Genomic DNA, 23863 nt, shown 5'->3' on the forward strand with positions numbered 1-23863 from the left:
AAGCAATCCAGTCTGTTTCCGCGGTGGGATATCTGGATTGCTTCGCTTCGCTCGCAATGACGGAGTTATTCATCCCGCCACGTCGGCGCGCGCTTCTCGATGAAGGCGCCGATGCCTTCCTCGGCGTCGCGCGCCATCATGTTCTCGGTCATCACCTCTGCCGTATAGCGATAGGCGTCCGCAAGGCACATCTCGGCCTGGCGATAGAATGCCTCCTTGCCGAGCTTGACCGTGTAGGCCGATTTCAGCGCGACCTGTTGCGCAAGCTCGATCGCGGCATCGCGTTCGGCGCCGGCGGCGACCACGCGGTTGATGAGGCCGATCTCGCGGGCGCGGCCGGCCGGGATCGGCTCGCCCGTCAGCAACATCTCCATCGCCTGCTTGCGCGGCACGTTGCGCGACAGTGCCACCATGGGCGTCGAGCAGAACAGGCCGATGTCGACGCCGGGCGTGGCGAAGCTCGCCGCTTCCGAGGCGATCGCAAGATCGCAGCTCGCCACGAGCTGGCAGCCGGCCGCGGTGGCGATGCCCTGGACGGCTGCGACGACTGGCTTCGGCAGGTGCACGATCGCCTGCATCATCGCGCTACAGGCGTTCATCATCTCGGCAAAGAAGGCGCGACCGCGATCGGGATCGCTGCGACGCGCCGTCAGCTCCTTCATGTCGTGGCCGGCGGAGAAGGCGGGACCATTGGCCGCGATCACCACGCCACGGACGGCCTTGTCGTCCCGGATCTGATTGAGCTCGGCGTGCAGGCTTGCGATCATCGCCTCCGACAGGCTGTTGCGCGCGGCCGGCCGGTTCAGCGTCAGGACAGCGATAGGGCCGATGGTCTCGCGCAGCAGGATCGGCGGTTGCGGGGAGGGGGCGCGAGCGGCCTGGGCGGACATTGAGCGTTTCCGGTTGGATTATTGCACTTGGATGACGCAGATGGATGATGCAGATAACCTAATGTAACAGGGGACGTGAAGCGAGGGCGAGGCGTAGCATGGCGTTAGCGAAAATGAGCGTGGCGGAGCTTGAACAGTTTCTCCGCGACGAGTTTCCCCAGGCCTTCAGCGGCGACGACATCACGATCGAGAGCGCGGATGGCCAAACCTGCCTGCTGCGCCAGCGCTACGGCGAAAAGATGCTGCGGCCGGGCGGAACCGTGTCCGGCCCGACGCTGATGGCGCTGGCCGATTTCGCCATGTACGTCGTGCTGTTGTCGGCCATCGGGCCGATCGGGCTCGCCGTCACCACCAATCTCAACATCAACTTCCTGCGCAAGGGCCAGCCCGGTCAGGACGTGCTGGCGGAGGCGCGCCTGCTCAAGCTGGGCAAGCGCCTGGCGGTCGGGGAGGTGAACCTGTTGTCCGGCACCTCGCCTGATCCGATTGCCCATGTCACGTCCACCTATTCCATTCCAAATGTTTGAGCTTTTTGCAGGTAATATAGCACCATATTTTTAAACTATTGATTTCGCTTGTGTAATTTACGTTGCTGGGCATTGACCGTTGCGCGTCACTTCTCTAGAAAACCGCGCAGTCCGGTGCGGTGTTCGCGCCGATGTCTCCCCGTTCACGGAAACTCCGATATGAAAACCTTTTCGGCAAAGCCGGCTGAGGTGACGAAGAAGTGGGTGCTGATCGACGCCAAGGGTCTGGTCGTCGGCCGTCTCGCCACCATCGTCGCCATGCGCCTGCGCGGCAAGCATCTCCCGACCTACACCCCGCATGTTGATTGCGGCGACAACATCATCATCATCAACGCGCAGCATGCGGTTCTCACCGGTCGCAAGCGCGAGCAGAAGACCTACTACAAGCACACCGGCTATGTCGGCCACATCAAGGAGCGCACCGCGCGCCAGATCCTCGAGGGCAAGCATCCCGAGCGCGTGCTCGAGAAGGCCGTCGAACGCATGATCCCGCGTGGTCCTCTCGGTCGCGTGCAGATGGGTAACCTCCGCGTTTACGGCGGCGCCGATCATCCGCACGAGGCCCAGACGCCCGAGAAGATCGACATCGCCAAGTTGAACCGCAAGAACACGAGGGCCGCATAATCATGGCCGAATCCATTCAGTCGCTCGACCAGCTCTCACAGCTCAAGACCGCAGCGGCGCCCGACGCGCCCAAGCACGAGAAGAAGGTCGACAAGTTCAACCGCGCCTACGCCACCGGCAAGCGCAAGGACGCGGTCGCCCGCGTCTGGATCAAGCCGGGCGCCGGCAAGGTCACGGTCAATTCGCGCGAGGTCGAGGTCTATTTCGCCCGTCCCGTGCTGCGCATGATGATCGAGCAGCCGTTCTCCGTGGCCGCGCGTTCCGGCCAGTACGACGTGATCTGCACCGTCGCCGGCGGCGGTCTGTCCGGCCAGGCCGGCGCGGTCCGTCACGGCATCTCCAAGGCGCTCACCTATTTCGAGCCGGAGCTGCGTACCGTGCTCAAGAAGGGCGGCTTCCTTACCCGCGACTCGCGCGTGGTCGAGCGCAAGAAGTACGGCAAGGCCAAGGCCCGCCGGTCCTTCCAGTTCTCGAAGCGTTAATCGCTTCGGTCACATTCGCTGCGAAAGCGGCTTCAATGAAATGCAAAGGGGCGCTGATTTCAGCGCCCTTTTTGTTGTTCGTTTGTACGCAAATTGATGACGAGTTTCCCGAAAACTTGGCCTCGCTTGAAAACCTGAATGGAACTTGCGGGACATAGAGTCGCATCTGGAAGGGCGCGCAAATCGGCTGAGCCGATCGCGTAACTGCTATGTTCAAGAGGGGGCCGACATGATGTCGCTCGATAGCATCACGCTCTATTTGGTCGCCACGATGGTTGCCGCATTGCTCGGCGCCATGATGGTGTTTTTCGGCAGGCAGGAGAACAGTCCCGCGCTGAAATGGTGGGGCACCGCGTATCTCCTCGGCGCAGCTTCCGTCGCGCTATGGACTGCGACCGGCGACAAGCTCGGCCCGCACCTCTATCTCGCGCTCAATGCGGTGGGCTTCGTCGCCTGCGGCATGGTGTGGAATGCGGCGCGCGTCTTCCACGGCCGCAAGCCGAACTGGCCCGGTCTCGTGCTCGGCGCGCTTGCCTGGGTCGCGACGGTGACGCTGCTCGATCCCGCCGCCTCCATGCTGCGCATGATCATCGGCGCCGGCATCGTCTCGGTCTACGCCGCGCTGACCGCGAGCGAGCTCTGGGTCGAGCGGCGCAAGAGCCTGCAACGGCGCTGGCCCGCCTTCGTGGTGCCGGTGATGCACGGCTGCGTGCTGATGCTGCCAATCCTGCTCGGCAGCTTCCTGCGCCCTCATGACGCCGGGTTCTCAAGCAGCGTATGGGTCACCGTGTTCGCGGTCGAGCTCGTGCTCTATGCCGTCGGCACCGTGTTCGTGATTTTCATGCTGGTGTCGGAACGCACCGTCACCGCGCACCGCACCGCTGCGTCGACCGATCCCCTGACCGGCATGCTCAACCGGCGCGGCTTCTCGGAGGCCTGCGCGCGAATGATCGAGCGCGAGGCCAAGGGCGGCCGCCCGGTCACCGTGATGATCTTCGACATCGACCACTTCAAGTCGATCAACGATCGCTTCGGCCATCCCGCCGGCGACGAGATGTTGAAACTGTTCTCGACCGTCGTCGTCAGCAATCTGCGCATCTCTGACTTGTCGGGCCGCATCGGCGGCGAGGAATTTGCAGCTTTGTTGCCGTGCTCGCTGGAAGAGGGTGTGCTGGTGGCCGAGCGCGTGCGCGAGGCGTTCGCGACCTCCGGCGTCGTGGTCGATGAAGGCCCGGTCGACACCACTGTCAGCATCGGGGTGTCCGGCGGTCCGGCCGGCACCGAGCTCGAGGTGCTGCTGGCTTCGGCCGACACCGCGCTCTATCAGGCCAAGCGCGGCGGCCGTAACCGCGTCGAGGCGGCGGAGGAGCTGCCGCTGTCCTTGGAGAACTGGCGCCGCCAGAGCGCCGCGCGGATCGGTGTGCCCAAGACACAGTCCAAGGTACAGCCGGTCACAGCCTGAGGCGCAGGAGGCCTTGCGGTAATCTTCTGTTTACCATTCGGTTCCTACCATTGCGGTCATGGAATCGATCCGTCGACAGAACCCGCAAGCCGCCCTGATGTCGCTCGAAGCCGCTGCGGCCTCGGCACGCGGCGGTTTCGCCTGTCTGTTCTCGCCGGCTGACGAATACGAGACGGCCGTGATCACCGAGCGCCGCGCGCAGGGGCGCTACACGCAGAGCCGCAGCTATTGGCCGCTCGCACTGTTCGTCGGCTGTGCGCTCGTCGTGGCAGGCGCCGCTGTGCTGTTCGCCTGAGAGCGCCGCGTTTTGAGCCGATCAGGGCGCCGTTCGGGCGCCTTTTTCTTTGCCTCCGGCTGCGGTAAATACGCCCATCAACAAGAAGGGCGGAAACGATGATCACCGAGATCGCGCAAATCGACATCAAGCCGGGCAGCGAGAAGGATTTTGAGGCCGCTGTCGCCAAGGCCAAGGCCGCCTTCGGCCGCTCCAAGGGTTTTCACGGCTTCGAGCTGCACAAGTCGATCGAGAAGCCGCAGCGTTACCGGCTGATGGTGAAGTGGACGACGCTGGAAAACCACACCGTCGATTTCCGCGGCTCGGAGAATTTCACTGAATGGCGCGGCCTCGTCGGCCAGTATTTTGCCTCGGCCCCTGAGGTCGAGCACACCGAGACCGTGCTGACGGCCTGAACTGCGTTAAGCCGCCTCGGCCAGGGCCGGCGCCTCGTACGTCTTGAAATGGTCGATCATGACCTTGGCGATGGCAACCAGTGGCAGCGCCAACGCCAGGCCCCAGATTCCAAAGACGACGCCGAGCAATATCTGGAACGCGAACAGCGTGGCCGGCGGAATGTCGAGCGCCTGCCGCTGGAGCAGCGGCGTCAGTACATAGCTCTCCATAACGTGCACGCCGAGGAAGAGGATGAAGGCGGAGAGCGCCGGGATCCAGCCCGAGGCGAGGCTCGCCAGCACCACGACGACGCCGGCGATGATGGCGCCGACGGTCGGGATGAAGGCGAGTAGGCCAGCTTGAATCCCCAGGATGAACGAGCCGGGGATGCCGATCAGGGCAAGCCCGATCCAGGTGACCACGCCGACCGCGAGCATGACGATGATCTGCGCGACCAGCCAGCGCTCAAGCGTCTCGCCGATGCGGTCGATGATGAGCGTGGCGTGGGTGCGGTGCCTGGCCGGGACGAGGAATAACAGGCCATCGTGATAGACGCCCGGCTGGGCGGCAAAGGCCAGCCCGAGAAACAGCACGATAAAGATGTTGCCGACGGCGCTGATCGTGCCGAGCAGCAGCTTGAAGGTCTGGCTCACGATCGCGCCGCCGCTGGAGGCCAGCGCGCCGGCCCCTGGCAATTGGCCGTGCGGGGCCGGGTTCGGGGAGGGCGCCGCCGTGTCGTTGGAAGCGGCGGGTGCGGTGTTACCGAGATCGAAGAAGCTCGTGTCGATGCCGTGGCTATCGAGGAAGGACTTCACGTTCGTGATCTGCGACTTGATGGTTTTGCTGAGCACCGAGGCTTGATCGGCGATGGTGGCGCCGCCGAGATAGGCGACGCCCGCGAGCACCAGCGCCAGCCCGATGCAGACGATCGCAAGCCGCAGCGTGTGCGGCAGGTGCATGCGGCGGCCAAGCGCATTGGTCAGTGCATTGAGGCCGACGCCGAGCAGCATGCCGGCAAAGATCAAGAGGACGGTGGCCGCAAAATACCAGGTAAAGACCAGCAGCGTGGTGAATAGCACGACACCGGTGCCCCCGACCGAAATCGCCCAGGCCAGATCGGTGCGGGTCCGGGGCCGTTCATCTGCAGGAATGGTCACATCGGGTCCTTTTCGAAGGCGGCGGACGGGGCACTCTGTCGCGAAATTTCCCCGGGGATCAAGCCGCGCCCAAGCGCCGATTTGACGCGTTCGCGGCCTCGGGGGCCAACGCCGCCCGGGCCAAAGGGTGCCAGGCCAGCGTCCGGCCGGTTATTTGCGCGAAATAGCATTGCCGTCCCGCGAACCCTTCTGTTGAATTTGTTCCATCCGAGGGGCATGTTTGGAGAATCTTATTCGGCGGAGAGGTCGGAACGGGAGATGAGAAAGCCGGTCGTCGGCGTGATCGGGAACGCCCATCGCGTCGAAAATCGATTTCAGGTCCAGATGGTCGGCGAGCGCAATCTGCGTGCGGTGGCCGAGGTCTCCGGCGGCTTGCCGGTGATGTTCGCGGGCTCGCCTGACATCACGGATATTGCCGCACTGCTCGATGCCGTCGACGGCATCGTGCTGACCGGTGCCCGTGCCAATGTGCATCCGACCCGCTTCAACGTCGATCCCTGTGAGAAGCACGAGCCCTACGACATTCATCGCGACGAGGTCGCACTCGCGCTCTCGATCGCCTGCGTCGCCCGTGGCATTCCGCTGTTCGGCATCTGCCGGGGCCTGCAGGAGATGAACGTCGCCTTCGGCGGCTCGCTGCATCCCGAGATCCGCGAAATCCCGGGCCGCATCAACCACCGTATGCCGCGGCTCGAGAACGGCGAGATCCATCCCGATCCAACCGTCGTCTTCGCCGACCGTCACGACGTCGACCTCACGCCCGGAGGCGCGTTCGCAAAGCTGCTCGGCTGCGAGAGGATCAGGGTCAACTCGCTGCACGGCCAGGGCATCCTCGATCCCGGCAAACGCGTGCTGATCGAAGGCATCGCCGAGGACGGCACCATCGAAGCGATCCGCATCGCGGAAGCGCCGACCTTCGCGCTCGGCGTGCAATGGCACGCCGAATACGACCCGCAGCAAAATCCGATCAATCGAAAGCTGTTCGAGGCGTTCGGCGAAGCGCTGACCGAGCGGCAGCGCGCGACGGTGTAGGGCGCCTGGCGCCGTCGCTCTAACTCCATCGTCATTGCGAGCGCAGCGAAGCAATCCAGAGATTTGTCGGCGGAGACAGTCTGGATTGCTTCGCTGCGCTCGCGATGACGGGGTGTTGTGCCGAGCCGACCTCGCGCGTTACCTTCGGTCTCTGATTTCAAAATTGGGATTGCATCTCAATGATACGCAACGTCGCCGTCACGACTCTCATCCTGGTCGCGTCCCCCGCATTCGCCCAGACCGCTCCGCCGCAGGAAGCCCCGATCACCTGCGCTTCGCCAATCGCGCCGGACGACACTGAAAGGAGCCTGAAACAGCGCTACGGCAAGGAAGCCGTGGTGCAGGACCTGCCGGGCGCCGAAGGTGAAAACTACAAGGGCCTTGTGCTGTTCCCGAAAGCGACGGACCGTCGTATCGAGATCGCCTTCACCGACGACAAGGCAAGGCGCGTCTCCGGGTTGACCTTGCGCGACAGCGCCAAGACCAGCCGCTGGAGCGTCAACGACATCGCGATCGGATCAAGCCTCGCTGACGTGCAAAAGGCCAATGGCAAGCCGTTCCTAGTCAACGGTTTCGAGTGGGACTATGGCGGCTTCGTCACCGACTGGAAGGGCGGCGCGCTCGGTCGTCCGCTGCAAGGCGGCTGCACCGTGACGGTGCGGTTCGACAAGAACGCCGCTGCGCCCAAATCGCTCCTGGGTGACGGCGTGAAGGCGGCCTCCGACAACGCGACGCTGGTGAAATGGGCGCCGGTGGTGACGGAGATCGGAGTGAATTTTCCGGACAAGTGAGTATCCGTAGGGCGGATTGGCCGAAGACGTAATCCGCCGAACAGGCGTCTCTTCAAAACGAAAAGGCGCCCCTCGCGAAGCGCCTTTTGCTTGTCGCACAGAGTTCGAGCCGATCAGCCCGAATAGTACATGTCGAACTCGACCGGGTGCGGGGTCATTTCGAAGCGGACGACTTCGGTCATCTTCAGCTCGATGTAGCTGTCGATGAAATCGTCGTCGAACACGCCGCCGGCCTTGAGGAAGGCGCGGTCCTTGTCGAGGTTTTCGAGCGCCTCGCGGAGCGAACCGCAGACGGTCGGGATCTGCTTCAGCTCTTCCTTCGGCAGGTCGTACAGGTCCTTGTCCATTGCCGGACCCGGATCGATCTTGTTCTTGATGCCGTCGAGGCCGGCCATCAGCATCGCGGCGAAGCCGAGATAGGGATTGGCGAGCGGATCGGGGAAGCGCACCTCGACGCGCTTGGCCTTCGGCGAAGCGGTGTAGGGGATGCGGCAGGAGGCCGAGCGGTTGCGCGCGGAGTAGGCGAGCAGCACGGGGGCCTCATAGCCCGGGACCAGACGCTTGTAGGAGTTGGTCGACGGGTTGGTGAAGGCGTTGATCGCCTTGGCGTGCTTGATAATGCCGCCGATGTAGTGGAGGCAGGTCTCCGACAGGTCGGCATACTTGTTGCCGGCGAATACCGGCTTGCCGTCCTTCCAGATCGACTGATGCACGTGCATGCCCGAGCCATTGTCGCCAAAGATCGGCTTCGGCATGAAGGTGGCAGTCTTGCCGTAGATGTGCGCGACCTGGTGGATGCAGTATTTGTAGATCTGCAGATGGTCGGCCATCAGCGTCAGCGTGTCGAACTTCATGCCGAGCTCGTGCTGGGCGGAAGCGACTTCGTGGTGATGCTTCTCGACCTTGACGCCCATTTTGGCCATGGCGCCCAGCATCTCCGAGCGCATGTCCTGCACGGAGTCCTGTGGCGGCACCGGGAAGTAGCCGCCCTTGGTGCGGATACGGTGGCCGAGATTGCCGCCTTCATATTCGGTGTCGGAGTTGGTCGGCAGCTCCGAGGAGTCGAGGCGGAAACCGGTGTTGTAGGGGCCGGAGGAGAAGCGCACGTCGTCGAACACGAAGAACTCGGCTTCGGGGCCGACGAACACCGTGTCGCCCACGCCCATCGACTTCACCATGGCTTCCGCTTTCTTGGCGATGCCGCGGGGGTCGCGGTTGTAGGGCTCGCCCGTGGTCGGCTCGAGCACGTCGCAGGTGATGACCATGGTGGTCTCGGCGAAGAACGGGTCGATCGTCGCGGTCACCGGATCGGGCATCAGGCACATGTCCGACTCGTTGATCGCCTTCCAGCCGGCGATCGAGGAGCCGTCGAACATCGTCCCTTCGGCGAAAATGTCGTCATCGATCATGCTGACGTCGAACGTCACATGCTGCCACTTGCCACGCGGATCGGTGAAGCGCAGGTCGACGTATTTGACGTCGTTGTCCTTGATCGATTTCAGGACGTCTTTGGCGGTCTTCATGCATACCCCTTTTGGCTCTGCGGGTCGGTTTCCAGATGAGCAATATCATTCTCGCTTTGGGCGAGTTTTGCGCGACCGCATAAACGAAATCAGGCCGCCGAAGCAGCCTTATTTCTTCTCAGAGTGTCGCAAAATGCGGGATAGCACCCGGCTCAGATAGCGTCCAGCCCGGATTCGCCGGTTCGGATGCGGATCGCCTCTTCGATATTGGAGACGAAAATCTTGCCGTCGCCGATGCGCCCGGTCTGCGCGGCGCGGCGGATCGCGTCGATGGCGCGCTCGACCAGGTCGTCGCCGATCACGATCTCGATCTTCACCTTGGGCAGGAAGTCGACGATGTATTCTGCGCCGCGGTAGAGCTCGGCATGACCCTTCTGGCGGCCGAAACCCTTGGCTTCGGTCACGGTGATGCCTTGCAGGCCGACTTCCTGAAGCGCTTCCTTCACCTCGTCGAGCTTGAACGGCTTGATGATGGCTTCGATTTTCTTCACTGCGCGCCTCCCGGCCTTATCGATCAATAGCTACGTCTTCGTCAGGATGCGCTTTTCTCACGCACGATAGTGTCTTCGTTATGCCGCGATCCCTGACCAGCTCTGCAACAACGGCCGGCCACACCCAGTTAATGCCAGTGAGCACGACGAACCGAAGCGGCTTCCTCGAAAGCAGGGTCTATGCCAAGTTGCAAATGCCCTGATTATTGGAGCGTTATCAGCCTTTTATCGAGCATCTCTGATAGGTGGAGCCGACCGGCCCAAAATAGCGAAGACTGCGAAATAGGCAAACGGTTCAATATCTATGCAGATCATTGTTCCGTGGGGTGGATCGGCACGGAACGTGCCTCTTGAAAAGGCGTTTGGACCAGGGAAGTGGCATGGAAGTTCTGACCAACGCTGAAATGCAGCGGGCCGACCAGCTCTCGATCGCGGCCGGCACGCCCGGCTTCAAGCTGATGCTCAGCGCGGGCCAGGCCGTCGCTGGGGCCGCCAATGCGCTGGTGGAGGAGGGGCCGATCCTGATCGTGGCCGGTCCCGGCAACAATGGCGGTGACGGTTTTGTCGCTGCCGCCGAGCTCGCTGCCCAGGGGCGCGAGGTCTCGGTGATCCTGATGTGCGAGCGCGACCAGCTCCAGGGCGATGCGGCCTCCGCCGCGCGCGGCTGGAAGCATCCGGTGCTCCCCTTCAATCCGCAGGCGATAGGCAAGCCCGCGCTGATCATCGACGCGCTATTTGGCGCGGGTCTCAGCCGCGCCGTCGACGGCGAGGCGCGCGAGATGATCGAGGCGATCAACGGCAACGGCGCACCGGTGCTGGCGGTCGATCTGCCGAGCGGCATCAACGGCACCAGTGCGGCCGTGCTGGGCGTGGCGGTGAATGCCACCGAGACGGTCACCTTCTTTCGCAAGAAGCCGGCGCACCTGCTGCTGCCCGGCCGCATGCATTGCGGCCACGTGCGCGTCGCGGATATAGGCATCGAAAGCCATGTGCTCGACGAGATCGGGCCGCAGATCTTCGAGAACGACCCGGATTTCTGGGGCGCAGCTTTTCCGGTGCCGCGCACCGACGGTCATAAATACGCGCGAGGGCATGTGCTTGCGGTCTCCGGTGACGCGACTGCGACCGGCGCAGCGCGGCTCGCCGCGCGCGGCGCGCTACGCGCCGGCGCGGGTCTGGTGACGCTCGCGAGCCCGCGCGATGCACTCGCGATCAATGCGGCGGCGCTGACCGCAGTGATGGTTCGCGCCGTTGACACCGCGATCGAATTCGCCGCGCTCCTCGGCGACAAGCGCTACAACACCTGCATGATCGGTCCCGGTACGGGCGTCGGCGATCGCACCTGCGATTTCGTTCACACGGCGCTTACGGCGCAGCGGCATCTGGTGCTCGATGCGGATGCGCTGACGAGCTTTGCGGCGACGCCGGAACGACTGTTTGAATCGATCAAATCCTCGCAGGACAATGCGGTCGTGCTCACGCCGCACGAAGGCGAGTTTCCACGCCTGTTCTCCGACCTCAGCAACAAATATCCGGGACGTTCGAAGCTCGAGCGCGTGCGCGCCGCCGCCGAGCGCTCCGGCGCCGTCGTGCTGCTGAAAGGCCCGGACACCACGATCGCAGCCCCCGACGGCCGCGCCACCATCGCTGCCAATGCACCGCCCTGGCTTGCGACTGCCGGTGCCGGCGACGTCCTCTCAGGCATCATCGCAGGCCTCCTCGCACAAGGCGTGCCGGCCTTCGAAGCCGCCAGCATCGGCGTCTGGATGCACGGCGAGGCGGCCAGCGAAGCAGGGCCGGGGCTGATCGCGGAAGACCTCACCGAGACGCTGCCGGCCGTGCACCGGCGGATCTACGGTGCATTGGGGATTGAGTACTGAGCTCTTACTCCACGTGCGATTGGTAGGATGGGTTGCGCTTCGCTCTACCCGTCCTACAAACGCTCACTCCACCCCGTACCATCGCACCAGCCGCGGCGCGGCCCAGTCGGTTACGACGGATTCGATCAGCCATCGACCGGGCGAAGTCGCGGCGAACGCGATGCGCTGGGCTTGGCCGGGCTCGATTGCGAGCGTGTCGAGCCAATAGGGCTTCCAGCCATCGTCGAGTTTGTCGAGCAGGCGGAAATGGTGGCCGTGCAGGTGAAAGACATTGGTGACAGGCCCCGGGTTCTTGAGAGCCAGCACGACGGTGCGGCCGGTCTTGGCGCGGAAGGCGGGGGCTGAGGCGGTGGAGAAACTTGCGGGCCGTATCCAGCCGGCATCGGGCGCGCCGAGCGCGACATCGAACCGCAGGGCGCCTTTCAGGTCGAGCTTGTCCGGCAGGTCATTCGATGGGAGCGGCTGGGGCGGCAATGGCGGTGCGCCCCGCTCCGATTTGCCGGAGATCGTGAGGCTCCCGATCGGGCGTGCCTCCTTGCCGTCGTGCAGCAGGAATTGGGCCGATGTGGCCGCGTCGACAAATGCGTCCGCGCGCGCGCCGGGGGCCAGCACTACCGCACCGCTGCGCGCCGGGAAAGGCTCGGCGGGCTGTCCATCCAGGGCCATCACGCGGACCTCGTGACTTTCCAATTTAATCGCCAGGACAGTACGTTGGGAGCCGTTGATAAAGCGCAGCCGCAGCCGCTCATTGGCCGCGGCTGAGAGTTCGAATGAAGTCTGCCCGTTGAGGGTAAAGAGCGGAGTCGTGTCCTTCGGGTCGTGGCCGGGCGGAAGTGCAGTCCCATCCGGCCGCAGGCGCCATTCCTCAATCAGCAGGATCTCGTCACGATCGACGGCGACCCGGTTGGTCTCACTGGCGATGACCGGAAGCGGGCGCGCGGGTTGCTTCAGGCCGTCTTCGAAGAGACGGAAGTCGGCCAGCATGGTTCCCGCGTTTGGTATTGAAATAATTGATGTTTCTGTCGCGTCCGGCGGCGTCGGCGCCCGTCCCCGCAGCGGATCGGCCGCGGCCGTGCCATTCAGGCCGTACCAGACTGGGGCAAGCGGCACAGGCAGATCGTTCCGAAAGACCACCTCGCAGCGGTCGCCGCGCTTGAGATGGACGTTCCCGATATGGCTTACGGCGGCCAGCTCCCAGATTGGTGTAGCTGGCTGACCCGGCCTCAGAGCCAGGGTCGCGAGGCGGGCTTGGAGGGCGATCTGGGCGGTCACGGACGGCGCTGCGCCACCGGCGATCAACCCCGCCGCCGAGGCTCCCAGGCCGGCCAGGACCTCGCGTCGGGTCGGGGCAAAAAACCGTGTCGTCATGGGTCGATGCGGACCATGCCGCGCTGGATAAGTCCAGCCGCGATGCCTACTTCAGGTGGGCGTCCACACGGCCATTTTTTTGCTGCGAACAGGCGGGCACATGCTATAAGCCCGCCGCCCGCGGCATCGCGGCCGGTCTTGATGCAAATTTACGCGGGCGTGGCGGAACTGGTAGACGCGCTGGATTTAGGTTCCAGTGACGAAAGTTGTGGGGGTTCGAGTCCCTCCGCCCGCACCAAGCGCTTTCAGCGTTTGCACGGATTACTGACAGGCCTGCTCCTCGCGGATGTTTTTCCGTCTGGAGCCGGGCCTGATGAACCCACCGGCGCAGGGGCATTGGCCTCGCGCGCCGGACCGATTGATGACAGCGTCCCGACGCATGCGTGCCGGGACCGAACGAGAAGAAGATTGGACGCCATGCAGGTCACAGAAACCCTCTCGGAAGGATTGAAGCACGAGTTCAAGATCAGCGTTCCCGCGTCTGATCTCGACGCCAAGGCTGGCGCCAAGCTCGTCGACCTCAAGGACAAGGTCCGCATCAACGGCTTCCGTCCCGGCAAGGTGCCGGTGACTCACCTGAAGAAGGTCTATGGCCGCTCGGTGATGGCCGAGACCATCGACCAGACCATCCGCGACACCAACACGCAGCTGTTCTCCGAGCGCGGCTTCCGTCTTGCGACCGAGCCGAAGATCACGATGCCGACCGAGCAGGCCGAGGTCGAGGAACTGCTCTCGGGCAAGTCTGATCTGACCTACACGGTCGCGATCGAAGTGGTGCCGGCAATCGCGCTCGCCGACTTCAAGGCCTTCAAGGTCGAGAAGCCCGTCGCTGACGTCTCCGATACCGATATCGACGATGCCATCAAGCGCATTGCCGATTCGAACCGCGGCTACGCGGCGAAGGCCGAGGGCGAGAAGGCCGCCTCCGGCGATCGCGTCACCATCAACTTCAAGGGCACCATCAACGGCGAAGCCTTCGAGGGCGGCACCGGCGAAGGCATCCAGGTCGTGATCGGCTCCAACACCTTCATCCCTGGCTTCGAGGAGCAGCTCACCGGCATCGGCGCGGGCGAGACCCGTACGCTGAAGGTGGGATTCCCGAAGAACTACATGAACGACAAGCTCGCCGGCCAGCCGGCCGAGTTCGAGACCACCGCGACGACGATCGAGGCGCCGCAGGACGTCGCCATCGACGACGAGTTCGCCAAGACGCTCGGCCTGGAATCGCTGGACAAGCTCAAGGAGGCCGCGCGCGAGCGGCTGGCCGCCGAGTTCGCGGGTGCGACGCGCCAGCGCGTCAAGCGCGCGCTGCTCGACCAGCTCGACGAGGCGCATCGCTTCGAAGCACCGCCCTCACTCGTCGACGAGGAGTTCAATCTGATGTGGAACTCGGTCAAGGCCGAGATGGACTCGGCCGGCAAGACCTTCGCTGACGAGGATACCACCGAGGACAAGGCCAAGGACGAGTACCGCAAGATCGCCGACCGCCGCGTGCGGCTCGGCCTCGTGCTCTCTGAGATCGGCGAGAAGAACAAGATCACCGTGACCGACGACGAGGTCGGCCGCGCCGTGATCGAGCGCGCGCGCTCGATGCCGGGCCGCGAGAAGGAAGTCTGGGACTATTACCGCAGCAACGCCCAGGCGTTGGCCCAGCTTCGTGCACCGATCTACGAGGACAAGGTCGTCGACTTCATCCTCGAGCTGGCCAACGTGACCGAGAAGAAGGTCTCGCGCGAGGAGCTCTACAAGGACGAGGAAGCGGAAAAGACCGCGGCCTGAAGGCTTTGAGAAAGCCTTCCATTAAGGATGATCCGCAAAGGGGCCCAGCTAGCCAGGTGGCCGGCTGGGCCTCTTTGCGCGAATCAGCTTCAACTGCCGCGAGGATTAAGCCTTAATTCGTTCCGCACTTGTCTGGCGCGAATTGGGCTATATCTGTCGCTCCACCCTTTACCCAAGTTCCTGCATCACAAGACGTCCATCAGCCTTCTGGCAAATCGGGCCAAGATACTGGCAGCCAAGAGTGGCGATGTCCGCGTCCGAAAAACCTAGGTGACTCATGCGCGATCCGGTTGAAACTTACATGAACCTCGTGCCCATGGTGGTCGAGCAGACCAACCGTGGCGAGCGCGCCTACGACATTTTTTCGCGCCTGTTGAAGGAGCGCATTATCTTCCTGACCGGACCGGTCGAGGACGGCATGTCGACGCTGATCGTCGCGCAGCTGTTGTTCCTTGAGGCGGAAAATCCGAAGAAGGAAATCTCGATGTACATCAACTCGCCGGGTGGCGTGGTGACGTCGGGCCTTGCGATCTACGACACCATGCAGTTCATCCGCCCGCCGGTCTCGACGCTGTGCACAGGGCAGGCGGCCTCGATGGGCTCGCTGCTGCTCGCCGCCGGCGAGAAGGACATGCGCTTCTCACTGCCGAACGCGCGCATTATGGTGCACCAGCCCTCCGGCGGCTTCCAGGGGCAGGCCACGGACATCATGCTCCACGCGCAGGAAATCCTGAACCTGAAGAAGCGGCTCAACGAGATCTACGTGAAGCACACCGGTCAGACCTACAAGGCGATCGAGGACGCGCTGGAGCGCGACAAGTTCCTCACCGCGTCCGACGCCAAGGAGTTCGGCCTGGTCGACAAGGTGATCGACAAGCGCGCCGAAGAACCGGCAGCGAAGCCCCAGTAACGCGACCGGGGCGGCAACACCGATTCCTGGAATACCTCTTGAGGATTCCCGGGGATCGGCAAGGAGCGACGTTGACGTTAACGGCGCACTTCGTATGGGCGCAAAAAAGCAATTTTGCGCCCTGCGGCAGGCAGAAAGTTCCGCTTTCGTGCTTGTTTTTCGTGGCAATCCAGCAACGCCGGGGTGATTTCGATCACTTCTCCCGTGCCAAGACGTGAAATCACGGTATTGTCACGGGTAGCCGGCGGCTCCCCGATTAGCGAATTCTTGATAGTCGGGTGACAGCATGGTTGGCTACGATTGATCGGCTATGGTCGCGGAGAATCGAGTGACCGTGATTCGCACGGGATGTAACGCGTAGGGTCTTTTTTGGTACGGAATTTGCTCTATTTAAATGTCTATGCCGGCTGTGCCGGAATAGAGCGATCGAGCGGACGGGATCGAACCGCGGACGGAGACATGAATGAGTAAGGTCGGCACGAGCGACTCCAAGAACACGCTATATTGCTCGTTCTGCGGCAAGAGCCAGCACGAAGTTCGCAAACTGATCGCGGGTCCCACGGTCTTCATTTGCGACGAGTGCGTTGAGCTCTGCATGGACATCATCCGCGAGGAAAACAAATCCTCGCTCGTGAAGTCGCGCGACGGGATTCCGACGCCGAAGGAAATCTGCAAGGTCCTGGACGATTACGTCATCGGCCAGAGCCATGCGAAGAAGGTCCTGTCGGTCGCGGTGCACAATCACTACAAGCGCCTCAACCACCAGACCAAGCACAACGACGTCGAACTCGCGAAGTCGAACATCCTGCTGATCGGTCCGACCGGCTCGGGCAAGACACTGCTCGCGCAGACGCTCGCCCGCATCCTGGACGTTCCGTTCACGATGGCGGATGCGACGACGCTGACCGAAGCCGGCTATGTCGGCGAGGACGTCGAGAACATCATCCTTAAGCTGCTCCAGGCCGCCGACTACAATGTCGAGCGCGCCCAGCGCGGCATCGTCTATATCGACGAAATCGACAAGATCAGCCGCAAGTCCGACAATCCCTCGATCACGCGCGACGTGTCGGGTGAGGGCGTGCAGCAGGCGCTGTTGAAGATCATGGAAGGCACGGTGGCTTCGGTCCCGCCGCAGGGCGGCCGCAAGCATCCGCAGCAGGAATTCCTGCAGGTGGACACCACCAACATCCTGTTCATCTGCGGCGGCGCGTTCTCGGGCCTGGAGAAGATCATCTCGGCACGTGGGCGTTCGACCTCGATCGGTTTCGCCGCCCAGGTGCTGGCGCCGGAAGATCGCCGTACCGGCGAAATCTTCCGTCACGTCGAGCCCGAGGATCTGCTGAAGTACGGCCTGATCCCCGAGTTCGTCGGCCGTCTGCCGGTCGTGGCGACTCTGGAGGATCTTGATGAGGCTTCGCTCAAGAAGATCCTGGTCGAGCCGAAGAACGCGCTGGTGAAGCAGTACCAGCGGCTGTTCGAGATGGAGAACATCGAGCTGACCTTCGCCGACGAGGCGCTTGGCGCGGTCGCCCGCAGGGCGATCGAGCGCAAGACTGGCGCGCGTGGCCTCCGCTCGATCCTCGAGGCGATCCTGCTCGAGACCATGTTCGATCTGCCGGGCCTGGAAGGTGTGGAAGAAGTCGTGATTTCCCGCGAAGTCGTGGAAGGCACGGCCCGTCCGCTCTACATCTACGCCGATCGGTCCGATCGCGCCGTCGAGAACGCCAGCGCCTAAATTGCGACGCTGGAATGCGCCAATCGTCCCATCAATTAAGGGCTGCGGATTGTACCTCCGCAGCCGGTGTTGCGTCGCTTATCCGCGTGCGTAAGCGCCTGATGGCGCGCGTCTTTCAATGACTTGACACCCCCCCGGTCGATAGCCACCTAATGTCGGCGGCGAGCGAGAGTTCTCTTCAAGATTCGCCTCAGTTCCGATCCGGCAAGCCCGGTCCAACCTTCGAATGGTAGACCGGATTTGCGGATCAATATTGCACCTTGTGGCGGTCGCGCATGAGCACAGCGGACTGCGTGCGAGGGGGCAAAGCAAAAGGAAAAGGCCATGACCAATCCAAAACCCCGGCCAACCATTGTCCATGGCGAAACGCACGCCTATCCCGTGCTGCCGCTGCGCGATATCGTCGTCTTCCCGCACATGATCGTTCCGCTTTTCGTCGGTCGCGAGAAGTCGATCCGCGCGCTCGAAGAGGTGATGAAGAACGACGCGCTGATCATGCTCGCGACGCAGAAGAACGCATCCGACGATGATCCGGCACCCGATTCCATTTACGAGACGGGTACGCTTGCCAGCGTGCTGCAGCTCTTGAAGCTTCCCGACGGCACCGTGAAGGTGCTGGTCGAAGGGCTCGAGCGTGCGCGCGTGGAGAAATACACCGATCGCGCCGAATATTACGAAGCCACCGCAATTGCGCTCGCCGACACCGATGCGAAGTCGGTCGAGGCGGAAGCGCTGTCGCGCTCGGTCGTGTCTGACTTCGAGAGCTATGTGAAGCTCAACAAGAAGATCTCGGCCGAGGTCGTCGGCGTCGTGCAGGCGATCAACGATTTTGCCAAGCTCGCCGACACCGTTGCGTCCCATCTCGCCGTCAAGATCGCCGATCGCCAGGGCATCCTGGAGACGCTGTCGGTCACGCAGCGCCTGGAGAAGGTGCTCGGCCTGATGGAGAGCGAGATCTCGGTGCTTCAGGTCGAGAAGCGCATCCGCTCGCGCGTCAAGCGCCAGATGGAGAAGACCCAGCGCGAGTACTATCTCAACGAGCAGATGAAGGCGATCCAGAAGGAGCTCGGCGACGACGACGGTCGCGACGAGCTCGCCGATCTCGAAGAGAAGATCTCCAAGACCAAGCTCTCCAAGGAAGCGCGCGAAAAGGCGCAGCACGAATTGAAGAAGCTGCGCCAGATGTCGCCGATGTCCGCGGAAGCGACCGTCGTGCGCAACTATCTGGATTGGCTCTTGTCGATCCCGTGGAACAAGAAGTCCAAGGTGAAGAAGGATCTGGAAGCCGCGCAGGCGGTTCTGGATGCGGATCACTACGGGCTCGAGAAGGTCAAGGACCGCATCGTCGAGTATCTGGCGGTGCAGTCGCGCGCCAACAAGCTGACCGGACCGATCCTGTGCCTCGTCGGGCCTCCCGGCGTCGGCAAGACCTCGCTCGGCAAGTCGATCGCCAAGGCGACGGGACGCGAATTCGTGCGCGTCTCACTCGGCGGCGTGCGCGACGAGGCCGAGATCCGCGGTCATCGCCGCACCTATATCGGCTCGATGCCCGGCAAGATCATCCAGTCGATGCGCAAGGCGAAGTCGTCCAATCCGCTGTTCCTGCTGGACGAGATCGACAAGATGGGCGCCGATTTCCGCGGCGATCCGTCCTCTGCTCTGCTCGAGGTCCTCGACCCCGAGCAGAACGCGACCTTCAACGACCACTATCTCGAGGTCGACTACGATCTCTCCAACGTGATGTTCATCACGACCGCGAATACGCTCAATATTCCCGGTCCACTGATGGACCGCATGGAGATCATTCGGATCGCGGGCTACACCGAGAACGAGAAGGTCGAGATCGCGCGCAAGCATTTGATCCCGAACGCGGTGACCAAGCACGGCCTGGACTCCAAGGAGTTCTCGATCGACGACGACGCGCTGCTGCTTCTGATCCGCCGCTACACCCGCGAAGCGGGCGTGCGTAATCTGGAGCGTGAGCTCTCCACACTCGCCCGCAAGGTGGTGAAGGAGCTGATGATCTCCAAGAAGAAGTCGGTCAAGATTACCGAGAAGACTCTCGAAGAGCTTCTGGGTGTGCCGAAGTACCGCTACGGCGAGATCGAGAGCGAGCCGCAGATCGGCATCGTCACGGGCTTGGCCTGGACCGACGTTGGCGGCGAACTGCTGACCATCGAAGGCGTCATGATGCCGGGCAAGGGCAAGATGACGGTGACGGGCAATCTGCGCGACGTGATGAAGGAATCGATCTCGGCGGCGGCGTCCTATGTCCGCTCGCGCGCAATCGTCTACGGCATCGAGCCGCCGCTGTTCGACCGCCGCGACATCCACGTGCACGTGCCGGAAGGCGCGACGCCGAAGGATGGTCCGTCGGCGGGCGTGGCGATGGCCACCGCGATCATCTCGGTCATGACCGGCATCCCGGTCCGCCACGATGTCGCGATGACCGGCGAGATCACGTTGCGCGGCCGCGTGCTGCCGATCGGCGGTCTGAAGGAGAAGCTGCTCGCCGCTGCCCGCGGCGGCATCAAGACGGTGCTGATCCCCGAGGATAACGCCAAGGATCTCACGGAGATTTCCGATGCGATCAAGGGCGGCATGGAGATCATCCCGGTCTCGCGTCTGGACGACGTCGTCGCCCGGGCGCTGGTGAAGAAGCCGGTGCCGATCGTCTGGGAAGAGGACACCAAGGTGACGGTGAAGCCCGACGGTGACGAAGCCGCCGGCGGCCTGACCGCTCACTGATGTGATCGCAGAGAAGATGATAAAACGGCGCCTCCGGGCGCCGTTTTTGTTTTTGGGGCAACTCTCTTTTGAAGAGCAGGGTCATGAAGATCGACGGGCAATGCCATTGCGGCCAGATCACCTTCGAAGCCGAGATCGACCCTGAGGCTGTGTCGGTCTGTCATTGCCGCGACTGTCAGACGCTGACGGGATCGCCGTTCCGGGTGACGGCGATCTGTTCCGCCTCCGACGTCAAGCTGACCGGCGGCACGCCAAAGATCTACGGCAAGCGTGGCGACAACGGCCGGACGCGCTTCCAGCACTTCTGCGCCGACTGCGGTTCCCCGCTGTTCACCAGCGGCGAGGGCGACCAGGCCGACGATTGGGGCATCCGCTGGGGCAGCATCGGCCAGCGCGACGCGTTGCGCCCCACCCGCCAGATCTGGTGCAAGTCGGCGGCGGTCTGGATTGACGCGGTGCCGGTGTTGCCGGGGAGGCCGCAGGACTGACGTTCCGGACTTGCCCCTATGGGGCGGGTAGGGATAAAGAGGCGGCGAGGGGCGGTTAGCTCAGTTGGTAGAGCGCCTGCTTTACACGCAGGATGTCGGCGGTTCGAGCCCGTCACTGCCCACCACCCCCCGCATCGCTGAGCTTGAGCACTTCGAACGGATCTGCTTGAAATTGGCGGCCGCCTCCATGCCGGAGGAGCGCGCCGGCTGGAGCTTCTGGCCAACAAGACGTGGATCTACGTCGGCGACCCATGGAAGGCCGCATTAAAAGACGTGCACGTTTACCTATTTCATCAACCAGCAGACGAATTTAGCTCGCGCCTCAAAGATGCCGTGGAGACCACAAAGGCGGTCTTCATGCGCGACTGCGAACGATGCCTGATTTCGGCAAACGCATAAATGCCATCCTCATCTTCTGTCGATCGCCGTATCGTGTGATTGCGCCTGACGTCATTGCTCCGGTTGGATCAGACGAGGAAGCCAAAGTCGTTGGCAAGGGGTTGAGCGATCTGAAGACGTCCGGTTTGGCAGGTGGTCGTGAACACCTCGAAGCAGCTGCAAATGAATTGAGCGCCGGGCACTTTGCGGACAGCGTGCGGGAGAGCATGCATGCGGTCGAATCTGTTGTTCGCGTACTCGAGCCTGATGGCGATTTCAGCAAAGCATTGGCCAAGCTGGAGGCCAAGACCAACATTCATGGCGCTTTGAAAAAGGGCTTTGTTGCAATCTACGGCTTTTCTAGCGATGAGCAGGGCATCCGTCATCCTCTGCTGGAAAGCGGCACCTGATGTCGACGAGGCAGACGCCCTTTTTATGATTGGAGCCTGTGCAGCATTTGTCTCTTAGCTGATCAACAAGGCGAGGGCGGCAGGCCTGCTCAAATGAAAGCGCGGGGCTTCGGTCCCGGCTCTCGCCGCGCCAACCCGACGCCCGAACCCGGTTGGCGGGCGCTCTTGCGCCTTTCGCCAGGCATGGGACGCCCAGAAATTGGCCCCCGATGGGTCCAAAATTGCCTTCGTTCGGTCATCTTTTCGGTCGCCGCGCGAACCACCGTTCCAGCTCCCGTTATCAGGGTGGAGTATCGCGTAATGGGTGATCTTCGCACGAAGCTGGAAAGATACGAGGCCAAAGCCGTCCATTGCATGAAGGCGGCTCGAGAAGCTCCTGATGAGGCCGGGCGGGCCTTTTACGAGGAGCTTGCTTACTACTATGACGAACTCGCAACGGACTTCCGCCGCGTCCTTGCCAAACGAACCGGGGTCTCGCTGGCAGCAGAATGACCTGGTGTAGCGCAATCTCCTGGCTGTCCGCCCCTGACGCCGAGTAGCGCGGCGTGCACGCAAAAGTGTCTCGCTGACAGGTGGACTGAAGAGCCCGCCTCAGTTGACGGCGTCTTTGCAATTCGGCATCCCGGTCTTTCGACCAAGCTGCCGGAGGGGCGTCCATGGAACAGCCAAGCGGGCACGAGCAAAACGCCGACCAGATCGCCTATTGGAACGGTCCGAGCGGGCAGCGCTGGGCCGATCGTCATTCGGTGCAAGAGAGGCTGCTCGGGCCGATTGCCGAGGTGCTGATCAGTCGCGCCAAGCCGAAGCCAGGCGAGCGCGTGATCGACGTCGGCTGCGGCTCCGGTGCGACCACGGTCGCGTTCGCCAAGGCGGTGGCGCCGAACGGATTTGCGCTCGGGCTCGACGTCTCCGACCCGATGCTTTCGCAGGCGCGCGCAACGGCGCCAAAGGGCCTGCCGCTCGAGTTCGTGCTGGCGGATGCGACGGTGCATCCGTTCGAGCCGGCGAGCTTTGATCTCCTGGCCTCGCGCTTCGGCGTGATGTTCTTCGCCGATCCCGTTGCGTCCTTCACCAACCTTCGTCGTGCCCTGAAGCCATCCGGGCGGCTGGTGTTTGCCTGCTGGCGCGAGCCGAAGGAAAACCCGTGGATGATGACGCCGCTGATGGCGGTGTACAAACACGTCCCCAAGATGCCGCCGGTCGGGCCGGACGAGCCGGGCCCGTTTGCCTTCGCCTCGGAAGAGCGCGTGATGCGGATTCTCAAGGGTGCAGGCTTCGTTGACGTGGCGATGGAGCCGCACAATCTCGCGATGGATATCGCAATCGGCGGCGGCCTCGAGGCGGCCGTCGACAGCTCGCTCCAGATCGGTCCTGCCAGCCGCGCGCTGCAAGGCCACCCGCCGGAGACCTACGAGGCCGCCAAGGCCTCGATCCGCGAGGTGCTCGCGCCGTTCCTCAAGGGGCAGTCGGTGGCGTTGCAGGGCGCGATCTGGATCGTGTCGGCGAAGGCGGCGTAGTCGCAAGCCTCACACCACATCATCCGGCGCCAGCGCGCAGCCATTGTCCGGATGCGTCTCGACCTGAAGCGTGGTGTGGCCGATCCGGAACGACGTCTTCAGCAGCTGCGCTGTCTCCATCAGGAACGCATCGCCAGTGGTGCCGTCGGGTATCACGAGATGGCAGGTCAGCGCCGTCTCGGTGGTCGAGATCGGCCAGACATGGAGATCGTGGATGGCGGAGACGCCGGGCCGCGCCAGCAGAAACCCCCTGATTGCGTCGAGGTCGGTGCCCTTTGGGGCTGCCGCCATCGACATATCGATGGAGCCGCGGAGCAGGCTGGTGGTGCTCCAGAGGATGGCCGCGCAGATGACGAGACTGGTGACGGGATCGAGCCAGAGCCAGCCGGTCCAGATGATCAGCGCGGCCGAGACCACGACGCCGAGCGAGACCGCGGCGTCGGCCGCCATGTGCAGATAGGCGCCCTCGATGTTGATGTCGTCCTTGCGTCCGCGCGCGAACAGCATGGCGGTGAAGCCGTTGACGAGGATGCCGATGCCGGCGACCACCATCACGGTGACGCCCGCGATCGGCTCCGGTTCGCGCAGGCGCAAAATCGCCTCCCAGCCGATCGCGCCGGTTGCAACCAGCAGGAAAACGGCGTTGGCAAGTGCCGCGAGGATGGTCGAGGCGCGCAGGCCATAGGTGAAGCGGCCGCTCGGCGCGCGCCGCGCTGCGATCGAGGCGCACCAGGCCACGACCAGGCCGAGCACGTCGCTGAGATTATGGCCGGCGTCCGCCAGCAGGGCGGTGGAATTGCCGAGATAGCCGTAGACGGCTTCCGCCACGACCAGCGCGGTGTTGAGCGTAATGCCGATCGCGAACGCCCTGCCGAAACTGGCGGGCGCATGGACGTGCGCGTGGCCGAGACCATGACCATGGTCGTGGCCGTGGTCATGCCCATGATCATGCGCGCGGCCGGCATGGTCATGGTGATCGTGATGATCGTGGCTGCCCAATT

At 63.2% G+C, this 23863-nt stretch carries 23 protein-coding genes and 2 tRNA genes; 19 read left to right on the plus strand and 6 right to left on the minus strand.

The window, feature by feature from the left end; genetic code table 11:
- Window positions 1–65 precede the first annotated feature (65 nt).
- Entirely contained in the window at window positions 66–890 is an 825-nt protein-coding gene (locus ACPPVR_RS19805) for an enoyl-CoA hydratase (protein ID WP_426615822.1), read from the minus strand.
- A 98-nt stretch (window positions 891–988) separates the two neighbouring features.
- On the opposite strand from ACPPVR_RS19805, the gene ACPPVR_RS19810 reads away from it, so the two are divergent.
- The 6 genes from ACPPVR_RS19810 to ACPPVR_RS19835 all read left to right on the plus strand — a co-directional run bounded on the left by ACPPVR_RS19810 (window position 989) and on the right by ACPPVR_RS19835 (window position 4675).
- Window positions 989–1417, plus strand: a complete 429-nt coding sequence (locus ACPPVR_RS19810) for a PaaI family thioesterase (RefSeq protein WP_045003148.1) — start codon at window positions 989–991, stop codon at window positions 1415–1417.
- Window positions 1418–1576: 159 nt separating this feature from the next.
- On the plus strand, window positions 1577–2041 hold the full coding sequence (rplM, locus tag ACPPVR_RS19815; RefSeq protein ID WP_092028874.1) for a 50S ribosomal protein L13: 465 nt from the start codon (window positions 1577–1579) through the stop codon (window positions 2039–2041).
- A 2-nt stretch (window positions 2042–2043) separates the two neighbouring features.
- Window positions 2044–2523, plus strand: coding sequence for a 30S ribosomal protein S9 (rpsI, locus tag ACPPVR_RS19820; RefSeq protein ID WP_007611021.1), 480 nt, complete (start codon window positions 2044–2046; stop codon window positions 2521–2523).
- 229 nt (window positions 2524–2752) lie between these two features.
- Window positions 2753–3985, plus strand: coding sequence for a diguanylate cyclase (locus ACPPVR_RS19825; protein ID WP_426615823.1), 1233 nt, complete (start codon window positions 2753–2755; stop codon window positions 3983–3985).
- Between the two features lie 58 nt (window positions 3986–4043).
- Complete coding sequence (locus tag ACPPVR_RS19830; protein WP_426615824.1) at window positions 4044–4280, plus strand: hypothetical protein; 237 nt, start codon at window positions 4044–4046, stop codon at window positions 4278–4280.
- Between the two features lie 98 nt (window positions 4281–4378).
- On the plus strand, window positions 4379–4675 hold the full coding sequence (locus tag ACPPVR_RS19835) for an antibiotic biosynthesis monooxygenase family protein (RefSeq protein WP_426615825.1): 297 nt from the start codon (window positions 4379–4381) through the stop codon (window positions 4673–4675).
- Window positions 4676–4681: 6 nt separating this feature from the next.
- Here ACPPVR_RS19835 and ACPPVR_RS19840 read toward each other — a convergent pair whose 3' ends face one another.
- The gene (locus ACPPVR_RS19840) at window positions 4682–5812 is read right to left on the minus strand and encodes an AI-2E family transporter (RefSeq protein ID WP_426615826.1); all 1131 of its coding nucleotides are present in this window, start codon (window positions 5810–5812) and stop codon (window positions 4682–4684) included.
- Between the two features lie 258 nt (window positions 5813–6070).
- Here ACPPVR_RS19840 and ACPPVR_RS19845 point away from each other — a divergent pair, with 258 nt between their 5' ends.
- Window positions 6071–6844 (plus strand): gamma-glutamyl-gamma-aminobutyrate hydrolase family protein, encoded by a 774-nt coding sequence (locus tag ACPPVR_RS19845; RefSeq protein WP_426615827.1) that lies wholly within the window; start codon window positions 6071–6073, stop codon window positions 6842–6844.
- A 179-nt stretch (window positions 6845–7023) separates the two neighbouring features.
- A complete protein-coding gene (locus ACPPVR_RS19850) occupies window positions 7024–7635 on the plus strand; it encodes a hypothetical protein (protein ID WP_426615828.1) in 612 nt (203 codons plus the stop codon).
- Between the two features lie 113 nt (window positions 7636–7748).
- Here ACPPVR_RS19850 and glnA read toward each other — a convergent pair whose 3' ends face one another.
- The gene (glnA, locus tag ACPPVR_RS19855) at window positions 7749–9158 is read right to left on the minus strand and encodes a type I glutamate--ammonia ligase (protein ID WP_426615829.1); all 1410 of its coding nucleotides are present in this window, start codon (window positions 9156–9158) and stop codon (window positions 7749–7751) included.
- Between the two features lie 152 nt (window positions 9159–9310).
- The gene (locus ACPPVR_RS19860; protein ID WP_007603495.1) at window positions 9311–9649 is read right to left on the minus strand and encodes a P-II family nitrogen regulator; all 339 of its coding nucleotides are present in this window, start codon (window positions 9647–9649) and stop codon (window positions 9311–9313) included.
- Between the two features lie 380 nt (window positions 9650–10029).
- On the opposite strand from ACPPVR_RS19860, the gene ACPPVR_RS19865 reads away from it, so the two are divergent.
- The gene (locus ACPPVR_RS19865) at window positions 10030–11529 is read left to right on the plus strand and encodes an NAD(P)H-hydrate dehydratase (protein WP_426615830.1); all 1500 of its coding nucleotides are present in this window, start codon (window positions 10030–10032) and stop codon (window positions 11527–11529) included.
- Window positions 11530–11592: 63 nt separating this feature from the next.
- Here the strand turns inward: ACPPVR_RS19865 and ACPPVR_RS19870 are convergent, their stop codons facing one another.
- Window positions 11593–12897 (minus strand): multicopper oxidase domain-containing protein, encoded by a 1305-nt coding sequence (locus ACPPVR_RS19870; protein ID WP_426615831.1) that lies wholly within the window; start codon window positions 12895–12897, stop codon window positions 11593–11595.
- A 153-nt stretch (window positions 12898–13050) separates the two neighbouring features.
- Between ACPPVR_RS19870 and ACPPVR_RS19875 the strand changes: the two genes are divergently transcribed.
- From ACPPVR_RS19875 to ACPPVR_RS19920, 10 genes are all read left to right on the plus strand, one after another.
- Window positions 13051–13135: transfer RNA gene (locus ACPPVR_RS19875), tRNA-Leu, on the plus strand.
- A gap of 179 nt (window positions 13136–13314) precedes the next feature.
- A complete protein-coding gene (gene tig / locus ACPPVR_RS19880; RefSeq protein ID WP_426615832.1) occupies window positions 13315–14676 on the plus strand; it encodes a trigger factor in 1362 nt (453 codons plus the stop codon).
- Between the two features lie 277 nt (window positions 14677–14953).
- Entirely contained in the window at window positions 14954–15586 is a 633-nt protein-coding gene (locus ACPPVR_RS19885; protein WP_426615833.1) for an ATP-dependent Clp protease proteolytic subunit, read from the plus strand.
- A gap of 463 nt (window positions 15587–16049) precedes the next feature.
- Window positions 16050–17321: an ATP-dependent Clp protease ATP-binding subunit ClpX gene (gene clpX, locus ACPPVR_RS19890; RefSeq protein WP_045014137.1), complete on the plus strand. Its 1272-nt coding sequence runs from the start codon at window positions 16050–16052 to the stop codon at window positions 17319–17321.
- Window positions 17322–17645: 324 nt separating this feature from the next.
- Window positions 17646–20069, plus strand: coding sequence for an endopeptidase La (gene lon, locus ACPPVR_RS19895; RefSeq protein ID WP_426615834.1), 2424 nt, complete (start codon window positions 17646–17648; stop codon window positions 20067–20069).
- 83 nt (window positions 20070–20152) lie between these two features.
- On the plus strand, window positions 20153–20557 hold the full coding sequence (locus ACPPVR_RS19900) for a GFA family protein (protein WP_426615835.1): 405 nt from the start codon (window positions 20153–20155) through the stop codon (window positions 20555–20557).
- 49 nt (window positions 20558–20606) lie between these two features.
- Window positions 20607–20682, plus strand: a tRNA-Val gene (locus ACPPVR_RS19905).
- A gap of 249 nt (window positions 20683–20931) precedes the next feature.
- Window positions 20932–21345 carry a hypothetical protein gene (locus tag ACPPVR_RS19910; protein WP_426615836.1) on the plus strand — a complete coding sequence of 138 codons (414 nt, stop codon included), beginning with the start codon at window positions 20932–20934 and terminating at the stop codon, window positions 21343–21345.
- 300 nt (window positions 21346–21645) lie between these two features.
- A complete protein-coding gene (locus tag ACPPVR_RS19915; protein ID WP_426615837.1) occupies window positions 21646–21837 on the plus strand; it encodes a hypothetical protein in 192 nt (63 codons plus the stop codon).
- A 164-nt stretch (window positions 21838–22001) separates the two neighbouring features.
- Complete coding sequence (locus tag ACPPVR_RS19920; protein WP_426615838.1) at window positions 22002–22862, plus strand: class I SAM-dependent methyltransferase; 861 nt, start codon at window positions 22002–22004, stop codon at window positions 22860–22862.
- Window positions 22863–22871: 9 nt separating this feature from the next.
- On the opposite strand, the gene ACPPVR_RS19925 is transcribed toward ACPPVR_RS19920, so the two are convergent.
- Window positions 22872–23861: a cation diffusion facilitator family transporter gene (locus ACPPVR_RS19925; protein ID WP_426615839.1), complete on the minus strand. Its 990-nt coding sequence runs from the start codon at window positions 23859–23861 to the stop codon at window positions 22872–22874.
- Window positions 23862–23863 lie beyond the last annotated feature (2 nt).

The sequence above is a fragment of the Bradyrhizobium sp. McL0616 genome (assembly GCF_049993385.1).
GTDB lineage: Bacteria > Pseudomonadota > Alphaproteobacteria > Rhizobiales > Xanthobacteraceae > Bradyrhizobium.